General features: G+C 47.4%; 25 protein-coding genes and 1 tRNA gene. 4 read left to right on the top strand and 22 right to left on the bottom strand.

The annotated features are described in order from the left end of the window. Window positions 1–96: 96 nt before the first annotated feature. From ACN0TF_RS07640 to ACN0TF_RS07585, 12 genes are all read right to left on the bottom strand, one after another. Window positions 97–172: transfer RNA gene (locus ACN0TF_RS07640), tRNA-Thr, on the bottom strand. Window positions 173–323: 151 nt separating this feature from the next. Further along, entirely contained in the window at window positions 324–1,622 is a 1,299-nt protein-coding gene (locus ACN0TF_RS07635) for an adenylosuccinate synthase (RefSeq protein ID WP_417441428.1), read from the bottom strand. A gap of 102 nt (window positions 1,623–1,724) precedes the next feature. Beyond that, entirely contained in the window at window positions 1,725–2,618 is an 894-nt protein-coding gene (gene hflC, locus ACN0TF_RS07630) for a protease modulator HflC (protein WP_417441427.1), read from the bottom strand. Further along, window positions 2,618–3,772, bottom strand: a complete 1,155-nt coding sequence (gene hflK, locus ACN0TF_RS07625) for an FtsH protease activity modulator HflK (RefSeq protein ID WP_417441426.1) — start codon at window positions 3,770–3,772, stop codon at window positions 2,618–2,620. The genes hflC and hflK overlap by 1 nt, the downstream gene beginning before the upstream one ends. Before the next feature lie 44 nt (window positions 3,773–3,816). Then, complete coding sequence (gene hflX / locus ACN0TF_RS07620; RefSeq protein WP_034818792.1) at window positions 3,817–5,106, bottom strand: ribosome rescue GTPase HflX; 1,290 nt, start codon at window positions 5,104–5,106, stop codon at window positions 3,817–3,819. 24 nt (window positions 5,107–5,130) lie between these two features. Further along, window positions 5,131–5,388, bottom strand: a complete 258-nt coding sequence (gene hfq, locus ACN0TF_RS07615) for an RNA chaperone Hfq (RefSeq protein WP_011233595.1) — start codon at window positions 5,386–5,388, stop codon at window positions 5,131–5,133. Window positions 5,389–5,565: 177 nt separating this feature from the next. Continuing rightward, on the bottom strand, window positions 5,566–6,516 hold the full coding sequence (gene miaA / locus ACN0TF_RS07610; protein WP_417441425.1) for a tRNA (adenosine(37)-N6)-dimethylallyltransferase MiaA: 951 nt from the start codon (window positions 6,514–6,516) through the stop codon (window positions 5,566–5,568). Continuing rightward, on the bottom strand, window positions 6,509–8,242 hold the full coding sequence (gene mutL, locus ACN0TF_RS07605) for a DNA mismatch repair endonuclease MutL (protein WP_417441424.1): 1,734 nt from the start codon (window positions 8,240–8,242) through the stop codon (window positions 6,509–6,511). Before mutL ends, miaA begins: the two co-directional genes overlap by 8 nt. Next, window positions 8,242–9,552, bottom strand: coding sequence for an N-acetylmuramoyl-L-alanine amidase (locus tag ACN0TF_RS07600; RefSeq protein WP_417441423.1), 1,311 nt, complete (start codon window positions 9,550–9,552; stop codon window positions 8,242–8,244). The genes mutL and ACN0TF_RS07600 overlap by 1 nt, the downstream gene beginning before the upstream one ends. Next, window positions 9,549–10,007, bottom strand: coding sequence for a tRNA (adenosine(37)-N6)-threonylcarbamoyltransferase complex ATPase subunit type 1 TsaE (gene tsaE, locus ACN0TF_RS07595; protein WP_417441436.1), 459 nt, complete (start codon window positions 10,005–10,007; stop codon window positions 9,549–9,551). Before tsaE ends, ACN0TF_RS07600 begins: the two co-directional genes overlap by 4 nt. Then, window positions 10,000–11,520, bottom strand: a complete 1,521-nt coding sequence (locus ACN0TF_RS07590; protein ID WP_417441422.1) for an NAD(P)H-hydrate dehydratase — start codon at window positions 11,518–11,520, stop codon at window positions 10,000–10,002. Before ACN0TF_RS07590 ends, tsaE begins: the two co-directional genes overlap by 8 nt. 20 nt (window positions 11,521–11,540) lie before the next feature. After that, window positions 11,541–11,744, bottom strand: coding sequence for a YheV family putative zinc ribbon protein (locus ACN0TF_RS07585; RefSeq protein WP_011233589.1), 204 nt, complete (start codon window positions 11,742–11,744; stop codon window positions 11,541–11,543). An 81-nt stretch (window positions 11,745–11,825) separates the two neighbouring features. Here ACN0TF_RS07585 and abc-f point away from each other — a divergent pair, with 81 nt between their 5' ends. Both abc-f and ACN0TF_RS07575 read left to right on the top strand, forming a co-directional pair. Then, a complete protein-coding gene (gene abc-f / locus ACN0TF_RS07580; protein WP_417441421.1) occupies window positions 11,826–13,739 on the top strand; it encodes a ribosomal protection-like ABC-F family protein in 1,914 nt (637 codons plus the stop codon). Then, window positions 13,736–13,972, top strand: coding sequence for a YheU family protein (locus tag ACN0TF_RS07575; RefSeq protein WP_417441420.1), 237 nt, complete (start codon window positions 13,736–13,738; stop codon window positions 13,970–13,972). Before abc-f ends, ACN0TF_RS07575 begins: the two co-directional genes overlap by 4 nt. Here ACN0TF_RS07575 and cysQ read toward each other — a convergent pair. Continuing rightward, entirely contained in the window at window positions 13,944–14,756 is an 813-nt protein-coding gene (gene cysQ / locus ACN0TF_RS07570; protein ID WP_417441435.1) for a 3'(2'),5'-bisphosphate nucleotidase CysQ, read from the bottom strand. The two genes, ACN0TF_RS07575 and cysQ, sit on opposite strands and share 29 nt — an antisense overlap. Before the next feature lie 11 nt (window positions 14,757–14,767). Next, on the bottom strand, window positions 14,768–15,325 hold the full coding sequence (nudE, locus tag ACN0TF_RS07565; protein WP_417441419.1) for an ADP compounds hydrolase NudE: 558 nt from the start codon (window positions 15,323–15,325) through the stop codon (window positions 14,768–14,770). A 127-nt stretch (window positions 15,326–15,452) separates the two neighbouring features. Between nudE and sthA the strand changes: the two genes are divergently transcribed. Further along, entirely contained in the window at window positions 15,453–16,871 is a 1,419-nt protein-coding gene (gene sthA, locus ACN0TF_RS07560) for a Si-specific NAD(P)(+) transhydrogenase (RefSeq protein ID WP_417441418.1), read from the top strand. A 6-nt stretch (window positions 16,872–16,877) separates the two neighbouring features. Here sthA and envZ read toward each other — a convergent pair whose 3' ends face one another. The 5 genes from envZ to ACN0TF_RS07535 all read right to left on the bottom strand — a co-directional run bounded on the left by envZ (window position 16,878) and on the right by ACN0TF_RS07535 (window position 22,394). After that, complete coding sequence (envZ, locus tag ACN0TF_RS07555) at window positions 16,878–18,188, bottom strand: two-component system sensor histidine kinase EnvZ (RefSeq protein WP_417441417.1); 1,311 nt, start codon at window positions 18,186–18,188, stop codon at window positions 16,878–16,880. Beyond that, a complete protein-coding gene (gene ompR, locus ACN0TF_RS07550; RefSeq protein ID WP_146203639.1) occupies window positions 18,188–18,913 on the bottom strand; it encodes a two-component system response regulator OmpR in 726 nt (241 codons plus the stop codon). Before ompR ends, envZ begins: the two co-directional genes overlap by 1 nt. A gap of 92 nt (window positions 18,914–19,005) precedes the next feature. Next, the gene (locus ACN0TF_RS07545; RefSeq protein ID WP_417441416.1) at window positions 19,006–19,428 is read right to left on the bottom strand and encodes a potassium channel family protein; all 423 of its coding nucleotides are present in this window, start codon (window positions 19,426–19,428) and stop codon (window positions 19,006–19,008) included. Window positions 19,429–19,431: 3 nt separating this feature from the next. Further along, a complete protein-coding gene (locus ACN0TF_RS07540; protein WP_417441415.1) occupies window positions 19,432–21,984 on the bottom strand; it encodes an EAL domain-containing protein in 2,553 nt (850 codons plus the stop codon). Window positions 21,985–22,139: 155 nt separating this feature from the next. Next, window positions 22,140–22,394: a DUF4282 domain-containing protein gene (locus ACN0TF_RS07535; protein WP_110014165.1), complete on the bottom strand. Its 255-nt coding sequence runs from the start codon at window positions 22,392–22,394 to the stop codon at window positions 22,140–22,142. A gap of 255 nt (window positions 22,395–22,649) precedes the next feature. Here ACN0TF_RS07535 and ACN0TF_RS07530 point away from each other — a divergent pair, with 255 nt between their 5' ends. Next, window positions 22,650–23,648 (top strand): NADP-dependent oxidoreductase, encoded by a 999-nt coding sequence (locus ACN0TF_RS07530; protein ID WP_110014166.1) that lies wholly within the window; start codon window positions 22,650–22,652, stop codon window positions 23,646–23,648. 81 nt (window positions 23,649–23,729) lie between these two features. On the opposite strand, the gene ACN0TF_RS07525 is transcribed toward ACN0TF_RS07530, so the two are convergent. From ACN0TF_RS07525 to ybaK, 3 genes are all read right to left on the bottom strand, one after another. Next, window positions 23,730–25,577: a hypothetical protein gene (locus ACN0TF_RS07525; RefSeq protein WP_417441414.1), complete on the bottom strand. Its 1,848-nt coding sequence runs from the start codon at window positions 25,575–25,577 to the stop codon at window positions 23,730–23,732. A 100-nt stretch (window positions 25,578–25,677) separates the two neighbouring features. Next, the gene (locus ACN0TF_RS07520; RefSeq protein WP_417441413.1) at window positions 25,678–26,010 is read right to left on the bottom strand and encodes a hypothetical protein; all 333 of its coding nucleotides are present in this window, start codon (window positions 26,008–26,010) and stop codon (window positions 25,678–25,680) included. A gap of 9 nt (window positions 26,011–26,019) precedes the next feature. Continuing rightward, window positions 26,020–26,484, bottom strand: coding sequence for a Cys-tRNA(Pro) deacylase (gene ybaK / locus ACN0TF_RS07515; RefSeq protein WP_417441412.1), 465 nt, complete (start codon window positions 26,482–26,484; stop codon window positions 26,020–26,022). Window positions 26,485–26,500 lie beyond the last annotated feature (16 nt).

Below are 26,500 nucleotides of genomic sequence, written 5' to 3'. Positions count from 1 at the left end.
GGGGCAGGATTCGAACCTGCGAAGGCTGAGCCGTCAGATTTACAGTCTGATCCCTTTGGCCACTCGGGAACCCCTCCCGTGTCTTGCAATTTAAATTGGTGCCGGCACCAAGAGTCGAACTCGGGACCTACTGATTACAAGTCAGTTGCTCTACCAACTGAGCTATGCCGGCACCACCGGTTAGGTGGAGCGCATTCTATGGTACTAGATTTGATAGTGCAATAGGTGCGCGTAATTTTTTTAATTTTTTTGTTCTGACTGGTCAGTTTTTATCTACATCGAATAAAAACTGACCGTCTTTTAGTAACATACACTACTTTTTCTTACTGCCCAAATGGGTGACGTAAAACAATGGTTTCTTTACGATCAGGGCCGGTCGAAATGATATCTACCGGTACACCGGTTAACGCCTCGATACGAGCGATATAAGCTAAAGCTTCTGGCGGTAACTCTTTATGCTCTGTTATGCCAACAGTGCTTTGCTGCCAGCCCGGCATTGTTTCGTAAATGGGTTCTACCACTTCATAGTCTTCTGCAGACAGCGGCGGATGCTCTGTCACACTGCCATCGGATAGCTGATAGCCAATACAAATCTTTAACTCTTCAAGACCGTCTAATACATCTAACTTAGTTAAGCAGAAGCCACTGATAGAGTTGATTTGTACTGCACGTCGCATTGCCACGGCATCTATCCAGCCAGTACGACGTTTACGACCGGTCGTTGCACCAAACTCATGGCCTTTTTCACCTAAATACTGCCCCACTTCGCAATCAAGTTCAGTCGGGAACGGGCCACTACCTACGCGAGTGGTATAGGCTTTGACAATGCCTAACACGTAATCAATATAACGAGGACCAAAGCCGGCTCCGGTTGCAACACCACCAGCTGTTGTATTGGAAGAGGTCACATAAGGGTATGTACCGTGGTCGATATCCAGCAAAGTACCCTGCGCACCTTCAAACATGATTGATTCACCGTTTTTACGCGCTTTATCGAGTAAAGCAGGTACATCAATCACCATAGGTTTTAATACTTCCGCGAACTCTTCACATTGCTTAAGTACGGTATCGAAATCAATTGCGTCAGCTTTGTAGTATTCCACTAAAGAGAAGTTGTGATAATCCACCAACTCTTTCAGCTTCTCACCAAAGCGTTTCATATCAAATAAGTCACCAACACGCAGACCACGACGGGCAACTTTGTCTTCATACGCAGGGCCAATACCTCGCCCCGTTGTACCAATGGCCTCTTTACCGCGCGCACGTTCACGTGCCTGGTCAAGAGCTACATGGAATGGCAGGATTAATGGACAAGCTTTACTGATACGCAAACGGTCAGTAACAGGAACATTTCGAGCTTCCAGCATTGCCATTTCTTCCATCAGTGCTTCGGGTGATAAAACCACACCGTTGCCAATAACGCATTGAACATTTTTGCGCAAAATACCTGAAGGAATTAAATGCAGAACGGTTTTTTCACCGTCAATAACCAATGTGTGCCCAGCGTTATGTCCGCCCTGATACCGCACAACCATAGTGGCCTTATCGGTTAACAGGTCAACAATTTTACCTTTGCCTTCGTCACCCCATTGGGTGCCTAGAATTACAACGTTCTGACTCATGATTGCCCCGCGTAAAAAAAATCGGAGCGATCTTACCTTTAATCGGAGGGTTTGTACATCGGAGGTGAGCGCCTGATGGTCACATCAGACGCTCGGTCATGATTACTCTTCGGTTTTTCCCATCATATTTTGTAAATAACGGAAAAAGTCACTGTTCGCATCAAGCACTAACATATCATTGCCAGAGCCAAAGGAACTGCCATAAGCTTCCATGCTGCGAATAAATGCAAAGAACTCTGCATCTTTCTGATAAGCATCAGCGTAGATTTTCGCTGCCTGCGCATCACCTTCACCACGTAATTCACGTGACTGACGTTTTGCATCAGCAAGCATTACCGTTACACGCGCGTCGACATCGGCACGAATAAACTCAGCCTGCTCTTTACCTTCAGAACGATGTTCTGTAGCCACAGCTTTACGCTCTGCACGCATACGTTGATAAATGGACTGACTCACTTCAGTTGGCAAGTTAATTTGCATAACACGAACATCCAGCACTTCAACACCTAAATCTGAAGCACTTTCTGATCCTTGTATTAAAGCTTCACGCATTAACTCATCACGCTCACCAGAAACAATGTCAGAAATAGTCCGGTTACCAAACTCGCTACGCAGACCGCTATTAATACGACGAGTTAGCAGAGCTTCAGCCTGGAGGTAGTTACCACCATTAGTACTCAGGTAAAAAGTAGAAAAGTCGTTAATACGCCACATGACGTAAGTATCAACTATCAAATCTTTCTTTTCACTGGTAACGAAACGGTCAGGATCGCCATCTAACGTCTGCAGACGTGCATCCAGTCTTTTCACTTGTTCAATGAAAGGAATTTTAAGATGTAAACCTGGTTCGAAAACCATAGCTTCACCGGTTTCTGCATCGCGCTCGACCTTACCGAACTGGATTAAGATAGCGCGTTCGCCTTCCTTAACCACATAAACGGAGGAAAGACCCAGAACGACCAGGACCACAACAATAATTGCGATTAGGTTTTTCATTAGTTTCGACCTCCGCTACGGTTACTGCTGCGCGTATTTTGTGTCTCTGTTCCGCTGTTGGAGGAACCACCTGAAACGTTTTCAGGAACACGCGCCGGAGAGAATGTATTCGTATTACGACCTTGCTTTTCGAGAAGCTTCTCTAGTGGCAAATACATCATGTTGTTACCACCTTCCACGTCGACCAGTACTTTAGGCGTGTTCGCATAAAGCTCCTGCAGAGTATCAAGATAGATGCGCTGACGTGTGACTTCAGGCGCGTTTTGATATTGAGGCAGCAACTCTTCAAAGCGAGCAACTTCACCCTGTGCTTCCAGAATGATCTGTTCGCGATAAGCTTGCGCTTCCTGCAGCATACGACGTACCTGGCCTCGTGCCAACGGTTCTACTTCGCGGGCATAAGCTTCAGCTTCTCTAATGAAGCGCTCTTCATCTTCCTGTGCGGAAATTGCATCATCAAAAGCGTCTTTAACCGCTTCCGGTGGGCGCGCTGGCAGCAAGTTAATATCAACCACCTGCAAACCAACCGTGTATGGGTTCATCGTTTTCTCAAGCATTTCCAGCGTATTTGCTCTGACTTCTTCACGACCACGAGTCAGTACTTCATCCATGGTGGTGTGACCCACCACATAACGTAAAGCGCTGTCAGTAGCTCGTGATAAAACACCGTCGGCATTTTCTACGTTAAATAAATACGCACGCGGATCAACAACGCGATACTGAACATCCAGCTCAACACGAACCACGTTTTCATCCTGAGTCAGCATGTAGCCGTCGGTTTTGTCCGAACGGATATTGTTTACGTCGACATGTTCTACCGAGTCGATAAATACCGGGCGCCAATGCAACCCCGACTCAACCAAAGTATGAAACTGACCAAAACGCAGTACAACGCCGCGGTCTGCTTCTTTTACTGTGTAGAAACCGGCAATAAACCAAACAATTAATGCGATAATTGCGATGATACCGACGCCTTTTGCCGGGATACCTGAACTGCCGCCCGAGCCGCCGCCTTTTTTCCCACCAAAACCGAATTTGGAAAACAGTTTGCGAACTGCTTCGTCGAGATCAGGCGGGCCTTGATCTTTGCCACCTTGATTTTTCCATGGGTCACGGTCATTGTTATTACCGTTCCCCGGTTGATTCCAAGCCATTGAGTGCTCCAAGTTTTTTAAGAAAACTGTTGCTATAAAAAATTCTATTGCTGCACGACTAAGTCGTCCAGTTGATCGCCATAGGCCTTGTGTAAACGCTGCCAGTCTACCGATGACATGCGCACTTGCAACGCAAGTTCACCATTTTCGTTAACATCTTCCGATGTCACGCTATTCCAACGGTATAATGTACCACGTAATTTACCCATTGAGTGGGGGATTTTCAGAGTCAGCTCGACCATCTGCGGGCCAAGTATCTGCCGTAAAGCCTCCAGTACTTCCTCAATGCCAAGGTCTTGCTGCGCTGAAACCCAGACCCTTATTGGCCTTTGGTTGTCATCGTAATCAATTCGGGGTTCCGCCCCTTCCACTTGATCTATTTTATTACAAATAATTAACTGTGGTACATCGCCAGCATCAATTTCTTCCAAAACCTCAGCAACCTGATCAATATTATTTTGCTGTTGTTCGTCACTGACATCAACCACATGTAATAATAAATCCGCCTCTTGAGTTTCCTGAAGCGTCGCTTTAAAAGCTGCGACCAGGTCATGAGGTAAGTGACGAATAAAACCAACGGTATCGGCCAGAATCACTTCACCAATATCTTCTACAGCAAGCTTTCTAAGGGTTGGATCAAGCGTTGCAAATAGCTGATCCGCTGCATAAACGCCAGCTTCCGTCAGGCGATTAAATAACGTCGACTTACCTGCGTTGGTATAACCCACCAGCGATACCGTAGGAATATCCGCTTTTTTACGAGCCCGACGCCCCTGCTCGCGCTGCTTCTGGACTTTTTCCAGGCGTTTTAAGATATTTTTAATACGCCCGCGAATTAAGCGCCTGTCGGTTTCAAGCTGGGTTTCACCCGGCCCACGTAAACCAATACCACCTTTTTGTCTCTCAAGGTGAGTCCAGCCCCGCACTAATCGTGTCGATATATGACGCAGCTGTGCTAATTCAACCTGCAACTTACCTTCGTGGGTTCGTGCCCGCTGCGCAAAAATGTCGAGAATAAGACCCGTACGGTCTAACACCCGACATTTGCAAATGGCTTCCAGATTTCGCTCTTGCGTTGGTGATAACGCGTGATTAAAGATAACAATGTTAGCGTCCAGCAGCTTTACCTGCTCTGCAATTTCTTCTGCCTTACCACTACCAACAAAGTATCTGGGGGTTGGGGAGTTACGACTTGTGGTCATCACTCCCATAGTTTTCACGCCCGAAGAATCAGCTAAAAGTTGTAATTCGGAGAGATCTTCTCGGTCAACTTCCGCGGGTAAATCCACATGAACCAATATTGCGTAGTCGCCACCTTCATACCTATCGAACAAGTTGTTCAGACCTCTCTTTCACCATTAATCTTCTATTTCAGCCATATCTTCGCCAGCTTGTTGCGGCAAATAATTTTGAGGAATACGCGCAGGTACAACTGTTGAAATTGCATGCTTATACACCATTTGGCTAACCGTATTCTTTAATAAGACAACGAATTGATCAAAAGACTCAATTTGTCCCTGCAGTTTAATGCCATTAACTAAGTAAATAGATACTGGTATGCGCTCACGACGTAACGCATTTAAGAATGGGTCTTGTAAAGTTTGCCCCTTAGCCATCTTGGATTCCTTTTTATCGTTATTAATATCCAATGTGTAAATAGTAAGCTACAGCACTGCTAATTTGCAGTTCCCTGTAAAGACACACTAGACCAGTAAAGAATTTTTGCAATAAGAAAAACGTTAAGAATTACTCATTTAGTCCAGAATTGGATCTGCGGCCTTGGTCGTCTAATTTCAATCCTTACTATTAAAAATCTTTGCGGGCTGCTGCATTGCCGTCATGACTTTAGCCTGCATATTGAGGTCGCCGGTTTCCAGCCAGTGCACTCCCGGCCAGCCCCGAAGCCACGTCATTTGTCTTTTCGCCAACTGTCGGGTAGCAATAATTCCGCGCTCCCGCATTTCATCATAGCTTAGCTCTCCGGCGAGATGCTGCCACATTTGCCGATACCCAACACTGCGTATAGACGGAAGGTCCGGATGCAAATCGGGCCTGGCAAACAAGGTTTCAACTTCTTCTTTAAAAGGTTGCGCCAGCATGTGGTCGAAACGCTGTTCTATACGCTGATGTAAACCTTTCCGTTCAACTGGCGCCACTGCAAACTGGTAAATGGGTTTAGTTAACTTACCATGACGCTCCCTGGTAAGTTCTGTCAGGGGTTTGCCCGCAATTTCATAAACCTCCAAAGCTCGCAAAATTCTTTGAGGATCATTTGGATGAATGCGTTTCGCACTTGTGGGATCAACCTTTTGCAGCCGACTGTGCAATTCGGCTAAACCTTTCTCATGCAGTTCGGCGGTCAGTTTCTCACGCACGCTGGTATCAGACTCGGGCAAATGGGAGAGTCCTTCAAGCAAAGCCTTAAAGTACAGCATGGTTCCACCAACCAACAAAGGCACTTTGCCGCGTTGCTGAATGTCTTCAATTAAAGCCAAAGCGTCTTTTTGGAAATCGGCTGCCGAATAAGTTTCAGCAGGATCGCGAATATCCAGCAGGTGATGAGGAACTAAGCTTTGTTCTTCGGCGCTGGGTTTCGCGGTACCAATATCCATTCCCCGATAAATTAACGCGGAATCGACAGAAATAATCTCACAGTCCAGTTGCTCACAAAGCGTCAGCGATAATGCCGTTTTCCCTGAAGCTGTTGGCCCATAAATGGCAATAACGGCGTCCTTGCTATGCATTATTCTCTCCGGGTAACGGCAACTTTTGTAACGCATCCGCACTTTCAGCCAATTGCGAACGCCACTGAATAAGCCAGTGCTCCGCCTGAGTCAGACTGTACGACTCAAGACCAGCAAACTGTGCCAACCAACGAGCCAGTTGGTCAGTTTCAGCGCCTTCGGTCAGTAAGGTTAATAAGTCAGTGAAACCACTCACCACATTGCCCTGACGTAACATTTCCGGCATTTGCTCAACAATTGCCTGCTCACGCTGAATTGTGTACACCACACCGCACTGGTTTAATTGCTGCTGCGGCCACTGGCTCGCGGGTCCGGGCAGGTTCGCCAGACTGATTGCCACTGGAACCAGTAACGGCTGCCCGTTCAGTCCGTCCTGCAATTGCTGAGTAAGTTTTCTGCTGACACATTCAGTGTGAACTTTAGCCAGATTAAGCCAGGCCAGACTGTACTCATTACGAATAAGGGCATAAATACCGTTGAACACCGACAGTACACGCCAGTTTTGTTCCGCTTTTAACTCTGCCCCTGGCTCAGTTCTTGGCGGCGTGACATCATTACTATGATGAACCCGGGCGGCATTAGGTAACAACGAGCCCGACGCTTTTCTTTCGCCCAGGAAACTCGCACCTGACTCGCCCCGGTAGGAGTCCGACGTGGCCCCTGATGACCGTTCTTGCGAGCTGTAAGAATGCTGATGACTCATCGCAGGTTGTTCATTTTCTATGGCAACCAGCTGGTTTAAAGCCTGTTCAATGCGGGTCAGAATAAAGTCATGCACTTGTCGCTGGCGGTGAAAACGAACTTCATGCTTTGCCGGATGCACATTCACATCAACTTCCTCAGCAGGAAGTTCAAAGTAAAGTACAAAAGTCGGTACACGCTCGTTCGGCAAATATTTTTCATAAGCCTGACGTACCGCATGCGACAACAATTTATCGCGCATCATTCGGCCGTTGACAAAAAAATGCTGAATATCCCCCTGATGCCGGCAATGCTCCGGCGGGACTAACCAGCCGCTTAGGTGGAAATCACCATCAACTGCGTCAATTGCTGAAGCCTGCTCAGCAAATCCACCGCCGCAAATTTTTGCCAACCGTTGTAACTGCTGTTTTTCAGTCTGAGCAGGAGGAAACGCTCTTACCGACTTGCCGTTATGATTAAGCTGGAATCCAACTTCAAAACGGCTAAGCGCAATCCGTTTTATCACTTCATCTATGTGGCTGAATTCAGTTTTTTCTGTGCGTAAAAACTTACGCCTGGCTGGCGTATTAAAGAAGAGATCCTGTATATCGACGGTTGTGCCGTCCGGATGCGCAGCTGGCTCGACAGTCACTTGCATATCCCGACCTTCGGCCCACGCCTGCCAGGCCTCTTCCTGCTCCGGCGGCTTGGATATTAAGCGCAATCGCGACACCGAACTGATACTGGCCAGAGCTTCCCCCCGAAACCCCAGGCTACCAATATGCTCTAAATCGTCCAGACTCTGAATTTTACTGGTGGCGTGGCGGCTCAGTGCCAGTGTCAGCTCCTGCTTAACAATACCACCGCCGTTATCGCGAATTCGGATGCGCTTGCTACCACCCTGCTCTATATCCAGAGTTAACTGCGTAGCCCCCGCGTCTAAAGCGTTCTCGACCAGCTCTTTCACCACCGACGAAGGGCGCTCAACCACTTCGCCCGCAGCAATTTGGTTAGCGAGTTCTATAGGTAATTGTTGAATGGCCATCAGCGACTCGGAATCGTCAGTTTCTGACCGATTTTCAGGCTGTTGCTGGTCAGTTTATTTTCAGATTTTATGGCTTTCACTGTGGTGTTATATCGCTGTGCCAGTACCGACAAAGAATCGCCTGACTTCACTGTGTAGCTAAAGCTACTTTGGTTTGCCAGGTAAGTGTTATCTATTGGGTTACTGACAAAATAACGGCGAATACCATTATAAAGCGCCCGGGCCAGCTTTTGCTGATGAGCATTACTGGTTAACAGCTGCTCTTCACGCGGGTTTGAAATAAAGCCGGTTTCCACCAACAAAGAGGGTTTATCTGGTGACTTCAAGACCGCCAGACTAGCCGCCTGGGGGGTCTTTTTATGCATTTTAGTTATCGTCGACATTTCATCGATAATATGTTTTGCCGCCGTGTAAGCTCCTGCGATGGAACTGTCCATTGACATGTCTAACAAAGTTTCAGCTAAATAAGGTTCATGCCCGTTCTTACTCAGAATATCGGTGACCCCGCCAAGCAACTCAGATTGCTGCTCACGGTTCTCAAGCCAACGACCCACTTCAGAGTCTGCGCGACGTTTGGATAACACCCAGACCGAACCTCCGCTGGGCTGTGGTGTTCGAAATGCATCCGCGTGAATCGAAACAAAAAAGTCGGCTTTGGCATCCCAGGCTTTTTGCGGCCGCTCGTTAAGGCCAACATAGTAGTCACCGGTACGAATCAAGTACGCCTGCATACCCGGGTCGTCGTTAATTAACTTAGCCAGAGCAGTAGCTATACGAATGACAACATGTTTTTCATAGGTTCCGCGCGGACCAATGGAACCCGGGTCATCGCCGCCGTGACCGGCATCAATAGCCACAGTCACACGCCTGTCTTTTAATTCAGAAACGGATTTAGCCGGTCCGCTGCGCTCAATAGACTTACCGGGTAAATCAATCACCAGGCGATCTTTATATGACTCATTAGCCGGCAGGGTAAACAAGTTCGCATCGCTTTTGGAGTCCAGCTCAATAACGATACGGGTACTGTTGGCACTTTTAGGAGAACTTGTACGAATTTTATCGACCAGCAGCGATTCTTTGCCCAAATTTTCCAGGCCAGCTTTTAACGAGGTGTTGTTAAAATCAATAACCAGTCGGTAAGGCTTTTGCTGATACAGAGTAAAGTAAGAATAGTCGGGAGTGTCCGACAAGTCGAAAACCACCCGCGTTTTATCCGGAGATGGCCACACACGCACACTGTCTACACTGTTGTCGGCCCAGACCCACAAAGGAGCACAGGCAAACAAAAACACCCAAAATCGCTTCATCATAATGTTTTAATTATTTTTTGTCCGGCTTCAGTTAGCGCACTGAAAGTTAGTTTACGACCCGTGCCAGCATACTCGATTCTTATCTCAATGTCCGCACCGGGAAGCCAACCATAGCCTTTATCAGGCCACTCGATAAAGTTTAACGTATCCTCGGAAAAATAATCACGAATTCCCATATATTCGAGCTCTTCCGGATCGGCCAATCGATATAAATCGAAATGATGAATACGCCAGCCTTTCAGCTGATAGGGCTCGACAAGAGTATAGGTCGGACTTTTCACCGCCCCTGAATGACCCAAAGCCTGAATAACACCGCGACAAAATGCCGTTTTACCGGCGCCTAACTCACCTTGCAGATAAACTACTAAAGGGGTCTGTAAAACTTGTGAAAATTTCTTCGCAAGTGCTAACGTTTCCTCTTCGTTAGCCAGTTCACATTGGTGTACCTCAGTCATCATCCCTTCCATATCCATTCACCAACTGTCGTATATAAGGCAACAGATCCGAAGCTAAGGTTCCCCTCTCACCATCTTTTCCTGCCTCTTCGCCCGCTATAGCATGCCATAGGCTACCCGCAATAAGTGCTTGTGCCGGAGCCATTCTTTGTGCCAGTAAACCCGCGATTAGCCCGGTTAACAGGTCGCCCATACCGCCGGAGGCCATTGCCGGAGAACCGCGGTCAATCAAACAACGTCCTCTGTCAGTTACCAGCAAAGACCCAGCACCTTTCAATAATACCTGTGCACAGTATTTTTCGCGCAGCTTTGTTGCCGCAGCAAAACGGTCCGACGCTATTTCATCGGTCGTCATTTGCAGTAACCGTGCAGCTTCACCGGGGTGCGGCGTCAGTAATAATTTGGGCGAACGCACAGGGTTACTCGCTAATAAGTTTAAACCATCGGCGTCAATAACTTTCAGTACATCAGTTTCCATCACCTGCGAAAAAACCTCCTGACTCCAGGAGCTTTGCCCCAGCCCGGGCCCCAAAGCAACAGCAGAGGCCTCTCGCAGCAGTGGCTTAAGAGCATCGGTTTCTTTTATGCCATGCACCATAGCTTCCGGCTGCGCTGCTGCAACAATTGCCTGCACCTGCGGATGACACGCCACGGACACTTTGCCCGCTCCCGCACGCAGTGCCGACTGCATTGCCAATATCACTGCTCCGGACATGCCCGGCTGGCCACCGACAATTAGCACATGCCCCTGTTCACCTTTATGAGTGCAGCGTGAACGCGGTGCTAGCCAGCCGCCAACCCGGCCTGCATTGACTCTGAACCAGTCGGCTTCGTTTTGCTGTTTAAACGTGCTGCCAATGCCTAAATCTTCAAGTTTTAACTCACCGGTGTGCTCTTGAGCCTTTCCGGTAAGCAAACCACGCTTTAACGCCACCAGACAGACGGTAAGATGAGCGCGAACCGCAGCACCGGGCACATGACCTGTATCAGCATTCAGCCCCGACGGCACATCCACTGACACCACTGGCGTCGTGCTGCCATTCACTCGCTGAACCCAGCTTACCGGGTCGCCCTCAAGCGCACGATTCAAGCCCACACCAAATAAAGCATCAACCAACACATCAAATTGTTCAGGCGAGCAATCCAACAAGGGCTTTTCACTCCCGCCTTGTTCACGCCACGCAGCGCGTGCTTTGTGCGCGTCAGACTCCATTGGTTCCGGCAATTCAACGTTGGGTTTGAGCGCAAAAACTTGCACCTGGTAGCCCGCTTTCTGAGCCAGCCGGGCGACAATATAGCCATCGCCGCCGTTATTCCCTTCACCACAACAGACCGCAATGCGTGCCGGTGCCGGAAAGTACGACTGCAGCTGATGAAAAACTGCTTTTCCGGCTGCCGACATCAGTTGAGTCATGTTCATTGAACAGGCTTCAGCGGCTTTCTGTTCGCCCTGCTGTACTTGCTCAACGCGATAAAGACAATTGCTAAAACGGCTGTCGTCAGTGTCTGTCATAATGGCTCCCTACAATTTATTTAGTCTGGCTTAAACACCCCAATGACCTGATCAAACTGACGCTGACTACCACCACCTTGCTCTTTAGGTTCACTAAACCGGTGCTTACATTGCACGCACTCAACTTGTTCGGTATCGTTTTCGATAAAGAGCATGAGCGTATCCATGGCATCGCATTTGGGGCAAACGGCCCCGGCAATAAATCGCTTCTTTTCTCTAGCCACAACAGCTCCTGTGTTAGAATTGTGAGCAGAACACGTCTATGATACCGCAGCTGAACAGCTGTACAAAATGAAGAGTAGTTTATGATCCGTGCTGAAGCTATCACCTTACTGCGTGGCGGTGATGTTTTATTTGAAGACAGTGACTTACAAGTATTCCCGGGACATCGCGTTGGCTTAGTAGGCCGTAATGGCTGCGGCAAGTCCTCGCTGTTTGCCCTGTTACGTGGTGAACTCAGTGCCGACAGCGGTAATATTCACCTACCGGCAGACTGGCGCATTGCCAGCGTAGCACAGGATACTCCTGCCCTGGACAAATCCGCTATCGACTACGTAATGGACGGTGATACCGAATTTCGCCAACTGGAAGCACAGCTCGCACAAGCCGAGAGCGATAACAATGGCGAAGCCATTGCGCACTGTCATGATAAGCTGGCTGCGATTGGCGCCTACGATATTCAGCCCAGAACCGCCAGCCTAATGGCCGGTCTTGGGTTTACTCAAGAACAACTGCAACAGCCGGTAAAAGCCTTTTCCGGTGGTTGGCGTATGCGTCTTAACCTGGCCCAGGTATTGATTGCCCGTGCTGACTTAATGCTGCTGGATGAACCAACCAACCACCTCGACGTGGATGCGATATTCTGGCTGGAAAGCTGGCTAAAGCAATACGACGGAACGCTGTTATTGATATCGCACGACCGTGACTTTCTCGACTCGGTTACCACCGATATTACGCATATTGAGCATAAAAAACTGAACAGCTACCGCGGTAATTACTCGCAGTTTGAACGGCAGCGTGCCGAGCACATGGCTCAACAACAAAGTGAGTACGAAAAAGCCCAGGTTATGCGTCAGCATTTACAGGCTTACGTTGACCGTTTTCGCTATAAAGCGAGCAAAGCCAAACAGGCACAGAGCCGTTTAAAAGCCATTGAAAAGCTGCCTAACCAGGCACCGCTACGGGCAGAAAGCGGTATCGACTTTCATTTTCTGACACCCGACAAACTACCCAATCCTTTGTTGACGCTGCGCGATGCCAAAGCCGGTTACGGCGAAACCACCATTCTTGAGCAGATTAAACTAAATTTGGTGCCCGGCACCCGACTCGGCTTACTTGGCCGTAACGGTGCTGGTAAATCAACACTTATAAAACTATTAGCCGGGGAGCTAGAGCCTATGGCGGGGGAGCGGCTGGTTAACCCGGGTCTCAGCATTGGTTATTTTGCTCAGCATCAGCTGGAAACTCTGGACTTGGCAGCATCTGCTCTGTTGCATTTGCAGCGCATTGATAAACAAGCGACTGAACAGAAGCTGCGTGACTTTTTAGGCAACTTTGGTTTTTCCGGTGATCAGGCAACTCGTTCAGTTGAGCCGATGTCCGGTGGTGAGAAAGCGCGTCTGGCTTTAGCCCTGATTATTTACCAACGTCCTAACCTGTTACTACTGGATGAGCCAACCAACCACCTGGACCTCGGTTTACGGGACGCCCTGGTTGCGGCTTTACAGGAGTACGAAGGCGCATTAATTGTGGTTTCGCACGACAGACATTTGCTTCGTACCACTGTAGATGAATTTTGTCTGGTTGCCGACGGCAAAGCAGAAACTTTTGACGGCGATTTAGATGCCTATCACGAATGGTTGCAGCTACAGGCCGCTAATGACAAACGCAGCGAGCAACCCGCTACTCGCCAACGCGATGACCGCAAACAGCAAAAACGTAAGGAAGCCGAGACGCGACAAAAAACCAAGCCTTTACGCCAGCAAATAGAGAAGGCAGAAAAGAATATTCATGCTCTGGAGCTGAAGCTAGTCGATATCCACGAGCAACTGAGTGACAGCAGCCTGTATGACGATGCCAATAAAGCCAAATTACAAAAGCTATTAGACCAGCAGGCGCAAGCGCAAAAAGACCTGCAACAACAAGAAAACCTCTGGATGACAGCAGAAGAAGAACTGGCAGAATTAACCGAAGAGTTGCAGCAATCGGAGGATAAATGATTATTCCCTGGCAGGAAATTGATCAGGAAACACTAAACAATTTAATGGAATCTATTGTACTGCGCGAAGGAACCGATTACGGCAGTCAGGAGCTCAGCTTTGAAACGAAAGTGGAGCAACTGAAGCAACGCCTGAGGTCCGGCGAAGCCGTTATTGTTTACTCTGAACTGCACGAAAGTGTCGATGTGGTCGACAAAGACAGTGTTACCGGAAACGGGCCTGACGGGCAATAAATATTTCTTCCCAGGGCACGTTCTGGTCACCCAGAACTAAGAAGTTCGGGTTCAGCAGACTAACCGTGCGGTTGTAGGTAATGGGCTCAAAATTCTCATTCACTATGCGACCGCCAGCTTCCCCAACAATAACTTGCGATGCGGCGGTATCCCATTCGCCAGTAGGGCCCAGCCGTAAAAAGCAATCAGCTTTGCCCTCGGCAATAAAACAGGCTTTTAGTGAACAACTCCCCGTTGGTAATGGCTGAATATCGCGCTTTGTCTGCAAACGATTAAACACAGGCTCTCGTGCCTGTTGGCGACTTATTGCAATAATAATAGGGTCAGCCTGAGGGTCACTAAACTTGCGCACGCTTATGGACTGCTTTTCGTTCTCTTTTTGCTTAAAGGCGCCAGCGCCTTTCCGAGCATAGTAAAGCGTTTCCCCGACCGGCCAGAAAATAACGCCAATGACAGGCTCGTTGTTTTCTACGTAAGCAATGTTGACAGCAAAGTCTCCGGAGCGGGAAATAAACTCCTGAGTACCATCTATCGGGTCGATAATAAAATAGGCCTTCCATTGACGACGCTCATTATAGTCCTGATGTTCGCTTTCTTCAGAAATAACCGGAATATCAGGGAATGACTGCTTGAGTCGATCTTCTATTAGCTCGCTGGCAACAAGATCTGCGGTAGTCACTGGAGAATCGTCTTTTTTCTCGGCCGTTTTATAGTCATGCCGCTCGTACATTGACAAAATAACGCCACCTGCCTCGCAGGCTATCTCTTTCAGTCTCTCCAGCATTGTCTCTGCCACTACTGTGCCTCACTCAGATTACGCAAAAGCATTAACAGCGCAGCAACACTGCGCGCTTCAGAAAAATCGGGTTGAGCCAGCAGGTTGTCAATATCGCCTAATGGCCAAGTCACTTTTTCCAGCCGCTCAGGTTCGTCGCCTGGCAAGCTTTCGGGGTATAAGTCGCGAGCTACGAAAACACTCATTTTGGCGGAAAAAAACTGAGGCGCGAGCGAAACTTCCATTAAGAATTCAAGTTGACGGCTGCCGTAACCAACTTCTTCTTTTAATTCGCGCTGAGCGGCTTCTTCCGGAGTTTCCCCCGGGTCAATCAGGCCTTTGGGGAAACCTAATTGATAGTCGTGAAGGCCTGCCGCATATTCCCGAATAAGTAACAAGGTCTCGTCATCCAGGCAGGGAACAATCATAACTGCGCCGCGACCGCTGCCTTTCATGCGCTCAAACTGACGCTGCTCACCATTGCTAAATTTAAGATCGACGGCTTCAATACGCATTAAGCGGCTTTGCGCTACGACGCGACGGGCCAGAACTTGCGGGACTTGTTTTTCTTTACTCATACAACGGTTCCAAGTCATTGTCTCTCTTTACTATAACGACTCTGCGCACAGAAAACAGTGTCAATTTACGCTTTTCTTATACAGTGCTACTATCTAAAGCCCGTACACCGGTAGTGAAGCGAGTAATATGACTGCAATAAAGCCTGAAACCGAAACTGAATACGATGTTGTTGTCATCGGTACTGGCCCGGGCGGCGAAGGCGCTGCCATGCAATTGGCCAAAAGCGGCTACAACGTTGCCATAGTAGAGAAACATAAAGCCCTTGGCGGCGGTTGCACGCATTGGGGAACCATTCCATCCAAAGCTTTGCGACACTCCGTCAGCCGTCTAATTGAATACAATAATAATCCATTGTTTTCCGGGCCTGGCTGGCAGAGCGGTATGACTTTCAGTCACATATTGCACTATGCAGAATCGGTTATTCGTAAACAGGTGAAATTGCGTAGTTCGTTTTACGACCGTAACGGCGTTACTGTGGTGCACGGTACAGCTTCTTTTTTAGATAAGAATCGTATTAGGGTCACTAAACTCGACGGCTCTGTCGATGATTTGATCACAAAACATGTCGTTATCGCCACCGGTTCTCGCCCGTACAACCCGGAAGACGTCGACTTTTCGCATCCGCGAATTTACGACTCAGACAAAGTACTGTCCTTGTCTCATGAGCCCAAAACCATTCTGATATACGGAGCAGGTGTAGTGGGCAGTGAATACGCCAGTATTTTCCGGGGTATGGGCGTAAAAGTGGACTTAATAAACCAACGTGAACGACTACTTTCTTTTCTGGACGCTGAAATTTCAGATGCGTTGAGTTATCACTTGCGCAACAGTGGCGTTGTCATTCGTCACAATGAAGAGTACGAAAGCATTACCGGGCATGATGACAAAGTGGTGCTGAAAACCAAGTCCGGTAAGACCATGGCGGCCGACTGCCTGCTTTTTGCGAATGGCCGTTCCGGTAACATTGAACAGCTTGGCTGCCAGACGGTGGGGCTTGAGCCCAACTATCGCGGCCAATTGGAGGTAAATGAAAACTACCAGACCAGTGTCGATAATATCTATGCGGTCGGCGACATTATTGGTTACCCCAGTTTAGCCAGCGCAGCATACGATCAGGGGCGGATCTGTGCTTCCGCTATTATTAACGGTAATTGCGACAAAGCGCTTATCAGCGATATTCCTACCGGCATTTATACCATTCCGGAAATTAGCTCGGTTGGCAAAACCGAAGAAGAACTGACTGAAATGAAAGTGCCTTATGAGGTTGGTCGTGCGCAGTTTAAGCACCTTGCACGGGCGCAAATCTCCGGTGCCGACGTGGGTTGTCTGAAATTATTATTCCACCGTGAAACGCGCGAACTGCTGGGGCTTCACTGTTTTGGCGAGCGAGCTTCAGAAATCATCCACATTGGTCAGGCTATTATGGAGCAGAAAAACGGTGGTAACACCATCGACTACTTCGTCAACACCACCTTTAACTACCCGACCATGGCGGAAGCCTACCGGGTTGCGGCACTTAACGGTATTAACCGCCTGTTGCTGTAATCAAGATTACTGTCGTTGCTGATTCAACGGCAGTTCAATACGTACACACAAGCCGCCTTCCGGGCGGTTTTGCAGTTTTATACTGCCGTCGTGCCGGTCGACAATGCGCTTAATAATAGCCAGCCCCAGACCGGAACCAACACCACCACGCGCTTTATCGCCCTGAGTAAAGGGTTCAAATAATGTTGCCTGCTGCTCTTCGGGAATGCCCGGTCCGTCATCTGTTACCCTGAACCAGACACGCTTTTGCTTCTTATCGTGCCCGGAGCTGACCACTACCTGACTTTTACCGTATCGTTCGGCGTTTTCCAGCAAATTAATAATGACTCGCTTCATAGACAAGGGGCGTAGCCAGACTCTGGGCAACTTGCCTAAATCCAGCTCAAACTGCTTTTGCCAGTTATCCGGAACATTCGCCACAGTCTGCTCTATCAGCTCATTCAGCGACTCTCTGCTGCTCGACTCCTGTTGGTCAAGACGAACGTAATCAATAAACTGATCAATAATGTCGTTCATGTCGTCTATATCTTCAATAATGCCCTGAGCCAGACAATCTTCGCCCTGCGGCATCATTTCCGCAGCCAGACGAATGCGAGTAAGAGGGGTTCTTAAGTCGTGAGAAACACCGGCCATTAAAAGGTTACGGTCATTTTCAAGTTCTCGGATACCGCGCGACATTTGATTAAAAGCGCGGGTCACCGCCACAATTTCTGTGGCACCTTTTTCAGACAATTGCTCAGGGAATTCTCCTCGTCCAACTCTTCGGGCGGAATCCTCCAGAGCTTTTAACGGTCGGTTTAACCAGTTGGCAAATAGCATACCGCCGAACACGCTCAGCAAACCAATGAGTACCAGGTACATCACCAATGGCGAGAAGCGTCCCTGCTGCATACTATCCAGGGGCACGCGTATCCAGAAGTCAGGTGCACGCGGAGGTTTTACCCACAAATAGAATTTATTACCCTGAGCTACCCGCACCTGGGCTTCGCCACCCAGCATGTCGCTCATGTCATCCGATAAATAACCATAATAGGTTGAGTTACCTAAGCCCTGCTTTTCAGCTGCTTCATCATCAAACACTTCGATACCGGTGGCTTCAGTATAATTGGTCATGAGCTCCCGCTCGGTTTCAGCTAAATGCTGACGGGGGATAAACATGGTGCGGATGTGTTTCGCAACCAGTTCATTAATTTGTTCTATGGAGGGCCTGACAACATAATTGCTGACCATCACGTAAGAAACGAGCTGGTTGATAAGCAACACCAGAGCCAGCAGCGCAACCGTGCGGGCAAACGCTGACTTAGGAAAAAGTTTCATCAGGACTTCAGTTGACCATCCGGCACAAACACGTAGCCCAGACCCCACACCGTCTGAATATAGCGGGGTTTCGTCGGGTCGGCTTCCAGCATACGTCTTAAACGAGAGACCTGAACGTCAATCGAGCGCTCAAGCGCACTGTAGTCACGACCACGAGCCAGATGCATTAACTTATCGCGCGAAAGTGGCTGCCGTGCATTATTGACAAGAGCCTTGAGTACCGCAAATTCACCACTGGTTAGCGGCATAGGAGTGTCACCCCGGAACATTTCGCGAGTCCCCAGATTCAGCCGGAACTCACCGAAGGTTATTTCCTGATCTTCCTGCGAAGGAGCACCAGGAGCTTCGGTACCCCGCCGGCGCAGCACCGCTCTGACGCGTGCTAGCAGTTCTCGAGGGTTAAAAGGCTTGGCCAGATAGTCATCAGCACCGAGTTCCAGGCCAATAATGCGGTCAACTTCGTCGCCCTTTGCGGTCAGCATAATGACGGGTAGATTATTTCCCTGGCTACGCAAACGCTTGCAAATGGAGAGTCCGTCTTCGCCCGGCAGCATTAAATCCAGTACTAATAAATTAAAATTTTCCCGGGTCAGCAAGCGGTCCATTTGTTCAGAGTCCTGCGCCACCCGTACCTGAAAGTTTTGCTCAGTAAGATAACGCTCCAGTAAGCTTCGCAGCCGCGCGTCATCATCTACCACTAAAATTTTTAATGTTTCCTGCATCATCAGTTTTGTTTTCCAAGCTGGTATGCCTCAGCCATAAAGATACACCGCCTGACAGCTTTATAGAAGCAGGCTTCTGTTAGCAAATGTTTCAGTTAACGGTGCCAGTAACGCTGCATTTCAACGTACAGAAACGAAGCCGTCCAGGTAATTAAAACTAGACCGGTTAAGCTCTCCACACCAGTTAAAAAACGGAGTGCCCCAGAAGGCACTATATCGCCGAAACCTACCGTACTAAAAACCGTGAAAGAAAAGTATAAAGCATCCAAAAAACTTCCATCGAAATTACCGACTAAGGTGCCAAAACCTTCTTCGTGATGCATAAAGTAATAAGCAAGAGCAAAAATAGCGACCTCGACGGTATGAGCGATGATTGCGAGCATAACCCCAAACATTAGTCGAATTTGACTGAACATTCTCATGTGAGTAATCAGCCAACCTATTCGGTTAAGCGCTTCGTAGTGAAAAATAACGGCTAAACCGACAATAATCGAGTTACAGATAAAGGAAATTAGCATTGCTTAAACTCGCTCATCAGACATCCAAAAATGGCTTGGTTCTGGCCTGGCAAAATAGTAACCCTGAAAACAAAAACACCCCATTTCCTGTAGTTTATGCAAGTGCTCCTCCGTTTCGACGCCTTCCGCGATAATGGCTAAATCAAGACTTTTGCCCAGTGCTATAACGGTTCTTACTATAGCTTCATCGCTGTTACCATTTTTCATGTCTCGCACAAAAGATTGATCTATCTTTAACAAATTTAAGGGTAACCGCTTCAAATAACCCAAAGAGGAGTAACCGGTCCCAAAATCATCTAGCGCAAAAGTCACTCCCAGGCGTTTTAGCCTTTCCATATTCGCAGCCGTGTCTTCAATATCATCAATGAGTAAACTCTCGGTTACTTCCAGCTCAAGCAACTCTCCGGGGATACCCGCCGCCGTTAACCGGGCTTCAATATCTTCTACAAACCCGGGGTATTTAAACTGGCTGGCACTGACGTTTATCGCAACACGTGCACCTTTATCACTTAAATCGTGTGGCAATTTGGGAATAGCTGCCAGTACTTGATTCAGTACCAGCCGATGCAGGTCGGGCATGAGCCCCTGACTTTCGGCTAACGGAATAAACTCTGCGGGAGACACCCAGCCAAGTTCTTCGTCGTGCCAGCGGAGTAAAGCTTCAAACCCCAGACAACGCTGACTGGCTTCATCCGCTAGCTGTTGGTACTGAGGTTGTAAATAAACTTCCAGTGATTCCGTAGTTATTGCTTGTCGCAACCCGGCTATCATCTGTTGCCGATAATTAAACTCGCGCTGTATGCCCGTATTAAAAAACTGCAGCTTCGATGCACTGGTCTCTTTTGCCTGCGACAATGCCAGATCGGCTCCCTGAAGTAGATCGCCAGTGTTTTGCGCATCGGAAAACAAAGTGACACCCATACTAACCGAGACCGACTCCATTTTTGCACCTAACTGGTAAGGTTCACTTAAACGCTCGACCAACACCTGCAGGCGCTGACGCAAATTCTTATCTTCCAGCAGATTAGTACCGCTTTTACTCTTTAACAGCACCATAAATTCATCCGCGCCCAGACGTCCGGCAATTTCAGTCTGAAGCAGTTCAGACTCCAGCCTCTGACCAAATAAAACCAGCAGCTCGTCTCCTGCGTCATGGCTTACGCTGTCATTAACTTTCTTGAACTGGTCGATATCCAGCATTGCCAGCACACCATCATCTCCGCCATTCCGGTAACGATAAAACTCGTCTTTTAAACGCTCCAGCATGAACCGTCGATTCGCCAGGCCGGTTAAAGGGTCGAAGTACGCAAGAGACTGAATTTCCTCTTTCATACTCTGGTATTCTGAAATATCAGTACAAATTCCGCATAAACCAATAACGTTTCTATTGGCATCATATAACGGCACTTTTACAGACCAAAAATGAAGCGGCTGTTTTTTGTCAGGCAAAAAACTCGTTTCTTCCTGAGCTGCCCGTTTACCGCTTTTTATCACTTTGTTGTCAAAAGCTTTAAGCGTATCGGCGGTGCTCTTATCAAATAAGTCGTAGTCCGTTCTACCGATGACGCTATTAAGGTTCAGTTTAAACAATTTTAAAACCTGTTGGTTCGCATACTGATACTTCAGGTCTTTATCTTTAATAAAAATATAAGCTTCAACACTGTCTAAAATAGTATTCAAACGATACTTACTTTCAGCCAGCGCTTTTGTTTTTTCAGCAACCTTGCGACGCAAAAGCAGATTAAACCCAATAACAGTCAAAAACAGCAAGGCCAATACCGCAATTAACCACCAAACGTAAACAGGGATTGTTAAGTGACTTTGTCCTGAACTCCAGCGTTCAATAATTTCATAGTAAGCCGAGTTTTCATTGGCTTTTAGGCGCTTTAGTTCTCTGTCGAGAGTTGTCAGAATATCTGAATGAAAGCCTTTAGGAACAGCAAAGAAAACCTCATTCGGAAGAAACATGATGGGAGTCATCTCAATGTCATATTCTGCCACCTGCTTATCGCCAAAAAGCTGATCTGCCGAAGTGGCGTTGACCTTTCCTGCAACAATAGCATCAAACCCTTCAGCAAGGCTCTGCACCGGATAAAGCTCACTGTTTAGATCAAAATTCTCAATTAATTGTTTTAGATACTCTTCCTGAACAGAGTCCCGCAGTACCGCCACACGTTTGTTGTTCAAATCTAAAAGGTTAGTAATCTTCTCTTCTTTCGGCGCATAAAGCTGTGACCAACTCAATAAAGCTGGCTCATTATGAAAACTAGCCCAAGTCTCTCTTTCATCGTTTTTCACGACATCCGGGAAAATATCAATTCGCCCTTCGCGCAAAAGCTTTAAGCATTGATCCCAGTCACATTCTACCGGCACCAGTTGCCAGTTGTGGCGCTGTGCAATAGTCATAAGGATCTGGCCATGAATACCGCTTAACTGGCCGTATTCATCGAACATGATTTTAGGTGGGTTGTCGTAAACCCCCACTTTCAGTGTTACATCCTGAGCCATTGACTCCGAAGCAAGTAGCAACAAAGCAATAGCAAGAAGGTTTCGCAAGAGGGTGACACCTGATGTTAGTGAGTTGTATAACCCTAGAATAGGCTCATTTGAGTCCTGAGAAAAGACCTAAAATAAAAGGCCCTCCAACAGGAGGGCCGCGCAACTGATGAAATGCTTCACTAAGAAGTGTTGCATCTCTTTATTTCTATCACTTACTTCTTACGGAGATCCTGCAGAGCCTCGTTCATTTTAAACAGAACAATAAGCAGCTCACACCAAATTCTGGCGCCAAGTGCCCCACCGGCGGCAGCAAGTAACCCCATAATAAAGCTACCAAAGGTAAAACCTTCGTATCCGGCAAACATAGTACTTATGCCACCAATGACCGCGGCCAAAAGCAGAATCCAGTATACGAAAGTAATAATCTTCGGCGTCAGCATATTGTTAAAAAATAGAACGTCTTTCATTTTTATCTCCTTGTTATATAGGCGTAAACAGTTTTTATAGTAAGAAAAGAATAAGCCGACAGAGTTTACGCAATGCCTGATATCCCTTTCAGAACAACAACTATCTATTTGATGTTAATCGACTTAGGTAAAGTTAACAATATCCGGCAACTACTGTTTACAAAAGAATGTGATAAATCTCACAGCGTTGACCTTTCATTAACCGACTGTAGTAACCATATAGATTTAAGCGCAACCTAATAAAGAGGGAACTATATGACGACTTATAAAGCCATAAAACTAATTAAGCGCCCGGAACCGGGCCCTGTCTCCGCGGACATTTTTGAAGTAACAGAAAAAGAGCTTCCAAAAGCAGGCTCCGGTGAAATATTGATTAAACAACGACAAATGTCGCTTGATCCTGCCATGTTTGGCTGGATGAGCCCCGATACCGAGAGCTACATACCGCCGGTTGAATTAAACACGGTAATGCGCAGTTCAGGTGTTGGTGAGGTTGTCGAGAGTAACCATCCTGACTTTGAAGTCGGCGACCGGGTTATGGGCATGATGGGCTGGCAGGAATATGCACTGAGCGACGGAAAAGGTATTAACAAGGTTCAGGCCGACGTACCTGACGAAACTGTACTCTCAGTATTCGCCTTACCCGGGTTAACTGCTACGCAAGGGTTACTTAATGTAGGTAAACCTAAAAATGGAGAAACCATCGTAGTAACAGGCGCTGCAGGTTCAGTCGGCTCAATTGTCGGTCAGATAGCAAAAGCCGAAGGCCTTAACGTGATAGGTGTTGTCGGGAGTGACGAAAAAGCCAACTGGATAGTCAACGAACTTGGTTTTGACGGCGCGATTAATTATAAAACTGATGATTTGCGCGACCAACTGACTAAGCTGACTCCTGATGGCGTAGATTTATACTTTGAAAATACCGGCGGCCCCATTCAAAACCTGGTGGTTGAACGTATGAACGCGCACGGTCGTGTGGTGGTTTGCGGCATGATAGCCGACTACGATAAAGAAGTGCCCAGCCCCGGACCAAGCTGGGTGCCTGTTATTAAAAAGCGCCTGACAATTCAGGGCTTTACCATGCCAGATCACTTCGACCAAATTCCAAGCTTGCTGCAACAACTGACGCCTTACGTTATGTCCGGCAAAATAAAACACCGTTCGCATATTCTTGAAGGGCTGGAATCAGCCATTGAGGGACTGAACATGTTCTTTACCGGCGACAATAAAGGCAAATTGATTGTGAAGCTTTAAGCCATTTTATATGCGGCTTTTCAATGAGGCTATGTTACAGCCCTGAAAAGCCGCCTTTCTAATGAACTCGATAAATACTCATCATTTAAGCTCAACATCCAATTCAAAATCCACTGCTTCAGTTTCACCCTTATACCAGATTTCAAAGCTTTCGGGCTGCCCGTAAAAGTAATAGACATCTACTGGCTTGCCATCTTGTCGCGGTAAACTTAATGTACTTATTTCAGCTAAGTAACCCTGAGAGTCTTTGGTAAAAACGTGATTGCGACGCTGTACCCGCCGCGAGTCAACGTCCTCAATTTCTCTCGGCGTAAACTCCGCATAATCAATAGTTAGCTTATTCCCTTCAAGACTCACTCCTGCAGGGAGGTCATTTTTTGCGTAGTTTTCTTTAATGATATTGGGCGCGGTTAACACCGATATATTTGCTTTCACGCGCGCTGGCGGCGCAGTGAAAAGTTCAGGATCATATTCCAGCCGACTAACGGTGAAGCGAAAAGCGCTGTTCTTGTCATCAATTACTGTAACTGGTTTACCGTCGGCATCAAAAAACTGCACATAGCTACTGTCCGCTATATCGTAGCGCTCAAATATATGAATAAATAAGTCGCTTTGCACTGTCGGATAATGCAAAAACACTTGCTTCGGATGTTTTATTCCGGGGTCATGCGTAATATTGCGCTGACGAATTTCAATCTCGTTATGCATTGCTTCTGCGCTCAAATCCACATAGCTGGCATTCACCTCTGAATCGCCGTTGTATATCGGCAATGTTGCCTTAACCTTCGGTAATTCATCGAAATCAATCTGCTTCGCCGGAGCTTTTTGTGCAAACGAATATACGGGTAATTCAAGTGTCTGCTTAACTTCTTTTCGTGACTCGCCACCGGCTAGTATCGTTACTTCGGCAGTTTCAACCGGACCATGAAATGCAAACGCACTATAAAGCGTCGAGCTTTCATCTTCGGCCATACGCTCATTTAAATCATTAAGAGCTTTCTGTGCCTCGGATTTATCGAGGTTATCATTTGCAGCCTTATCAATTAGCTTGCCTAACAGAGACTCCACACGCTCATAGTTTTTTACCGGAACTCTGTCGGTAATGCGGTTCCGGATATATCGTCCGTTCTTAGCTTTCGCTTCGCCGATAATATCCTGCTTACGCAAAGTCGTTTGAGAGTTCGTTTTAACGTCGACTTCAATGACATAAGAATAGTCATTCATTTCAACTAGGGTGACTCTGTAACCGTCTTTATCTTGAGTTTTTCCAACATCATCTGCGGTTAACTCAAACTGAATCAGCTTCTCCGGTAAGTCAGTAGAGAACTCTCCCTTAATCACTGTCGGCTGCGGTGCACTTTTATTACCCAGAGCCGGCACACAATAGGCTTCCCCCCGGCGGACAATGTCTCTAGTTTCCATTTCCCCTTTAGTAAAGTCCGGACTACGGAGCTTTTCGCCATTATCCAGTACCAGCGTATCAAGCGTCAGTTCGTGAGCAAAAGGAAAGGAAAACCCTTTACGCAAAGCAAAGCCGTGCCCATCGGAGTATCTCCTACACTCCATTAAATCCGTACGTTTCACTGCCAGAAGACTACTCAGGAAGGCATCACTCATTGTCTGGCTATCATCGTAGTCGTTCAGACGCGCCAGCACAGAAGTCGAGTATTCAATTTCGTAAGGCTTCATATCTAATGAGAGTGATTCCATCACTCCATAATAATTAGACTCTTCTTCCATCCATAAGAACTTAGCCAATGCTTTGTCATCAAGAGTACGGAGTTGCTTGTAGCGTGCGGTATTGAGTTGTTTTCGCTGCTCTATCTGTTGCTGCATAGATACCTTTTCCTTTGGTTTCGCATCCATGTGCCACAGCAATGTTGTGAACACTACGGCGACACCGACTCCTTTCATGCCTATGCTTTTCATCCGCTTATTGTTCCCTAACCACCAACGCTTTTTAAAGTGTACCGAAATATATGAAGCCTCATCTATTTTTACAGAACTTTAACGCTGCCAAGTAAGTGGCTTAACCCGCCAAAAACCGTAGTGCACTCATTACTGTGCTGTACGCAATTGAAGCTATGGATTTGGCGCGTCGGGGCCGGAGTAACTCAGAAATAACGACATTACCGCCTTGCTCCAACTTTGCGCGCCAGAAAATAAAAGAAATCACCTTTAAAGAATAGGTACTGTTGAAAATAACGATATTTGAGCGGATAAATGGCAACAGCAGCAGAGAGCGGCTGTATATCACATCATCTCCATTAGAAATTTTAAACCGGCTAGTCAGGCGATCGTAGGATACCAATATTCGCGTATCTGCCACCTGATGGCTTTGCTGCTGAATCCTTTTGAACATGCTGTTCCATTAAGTAATATTAACAAACTCCCCGCTCACCATAGTTTTTAAATCCTCGGGATTCAACTCCATATCTAGCCCCCTACGCCCGGCGCTTATGAATACGGTGGAGTTATAAGTTGCAGAGGTATCAATTATGGTTCTGAGCTGCTTTTTCTGGCCAAGCGGACTAACGCCTCCCAGAACATAACCCGTAGCACGTTCGACATCACTTTTAGTTACCATTGTAGCCTTCTTTGCACCCAAAGCTTTTGCTATCAACTTAAGGCTTAACCGTGACGAAACCGGAATGATGCCTACAGCCAATTCTTTACCATCAAGGCTGACAACTAAGGTTTTGAATACTTGCTCCTGCGGAACAGCTAACTTCTCAGCAGCTTCTTCACCATAAGATTCACTGGCCGGATCATGAGAATATTCGTGTACTTTAAAAGAAATTTTATTCTTTTTGGCTACATCAATTGCGGGAGTCATTTCGGTTTACTCTCTA

This window comes from Idiomarina sp., from assembly GCF_048265525.1.
In the GTDB taxonomy this organism is placed as follows: Bacteria; Pseudomonadota; Gammaproteobacteria; order Enterobacterales; family Alteromonadaceae; genus Idiomarina.
Note: the sequence above shows the minus strand (reverse complement) of the source record. Positions and strands in the feature narration are given on the sequence as shown.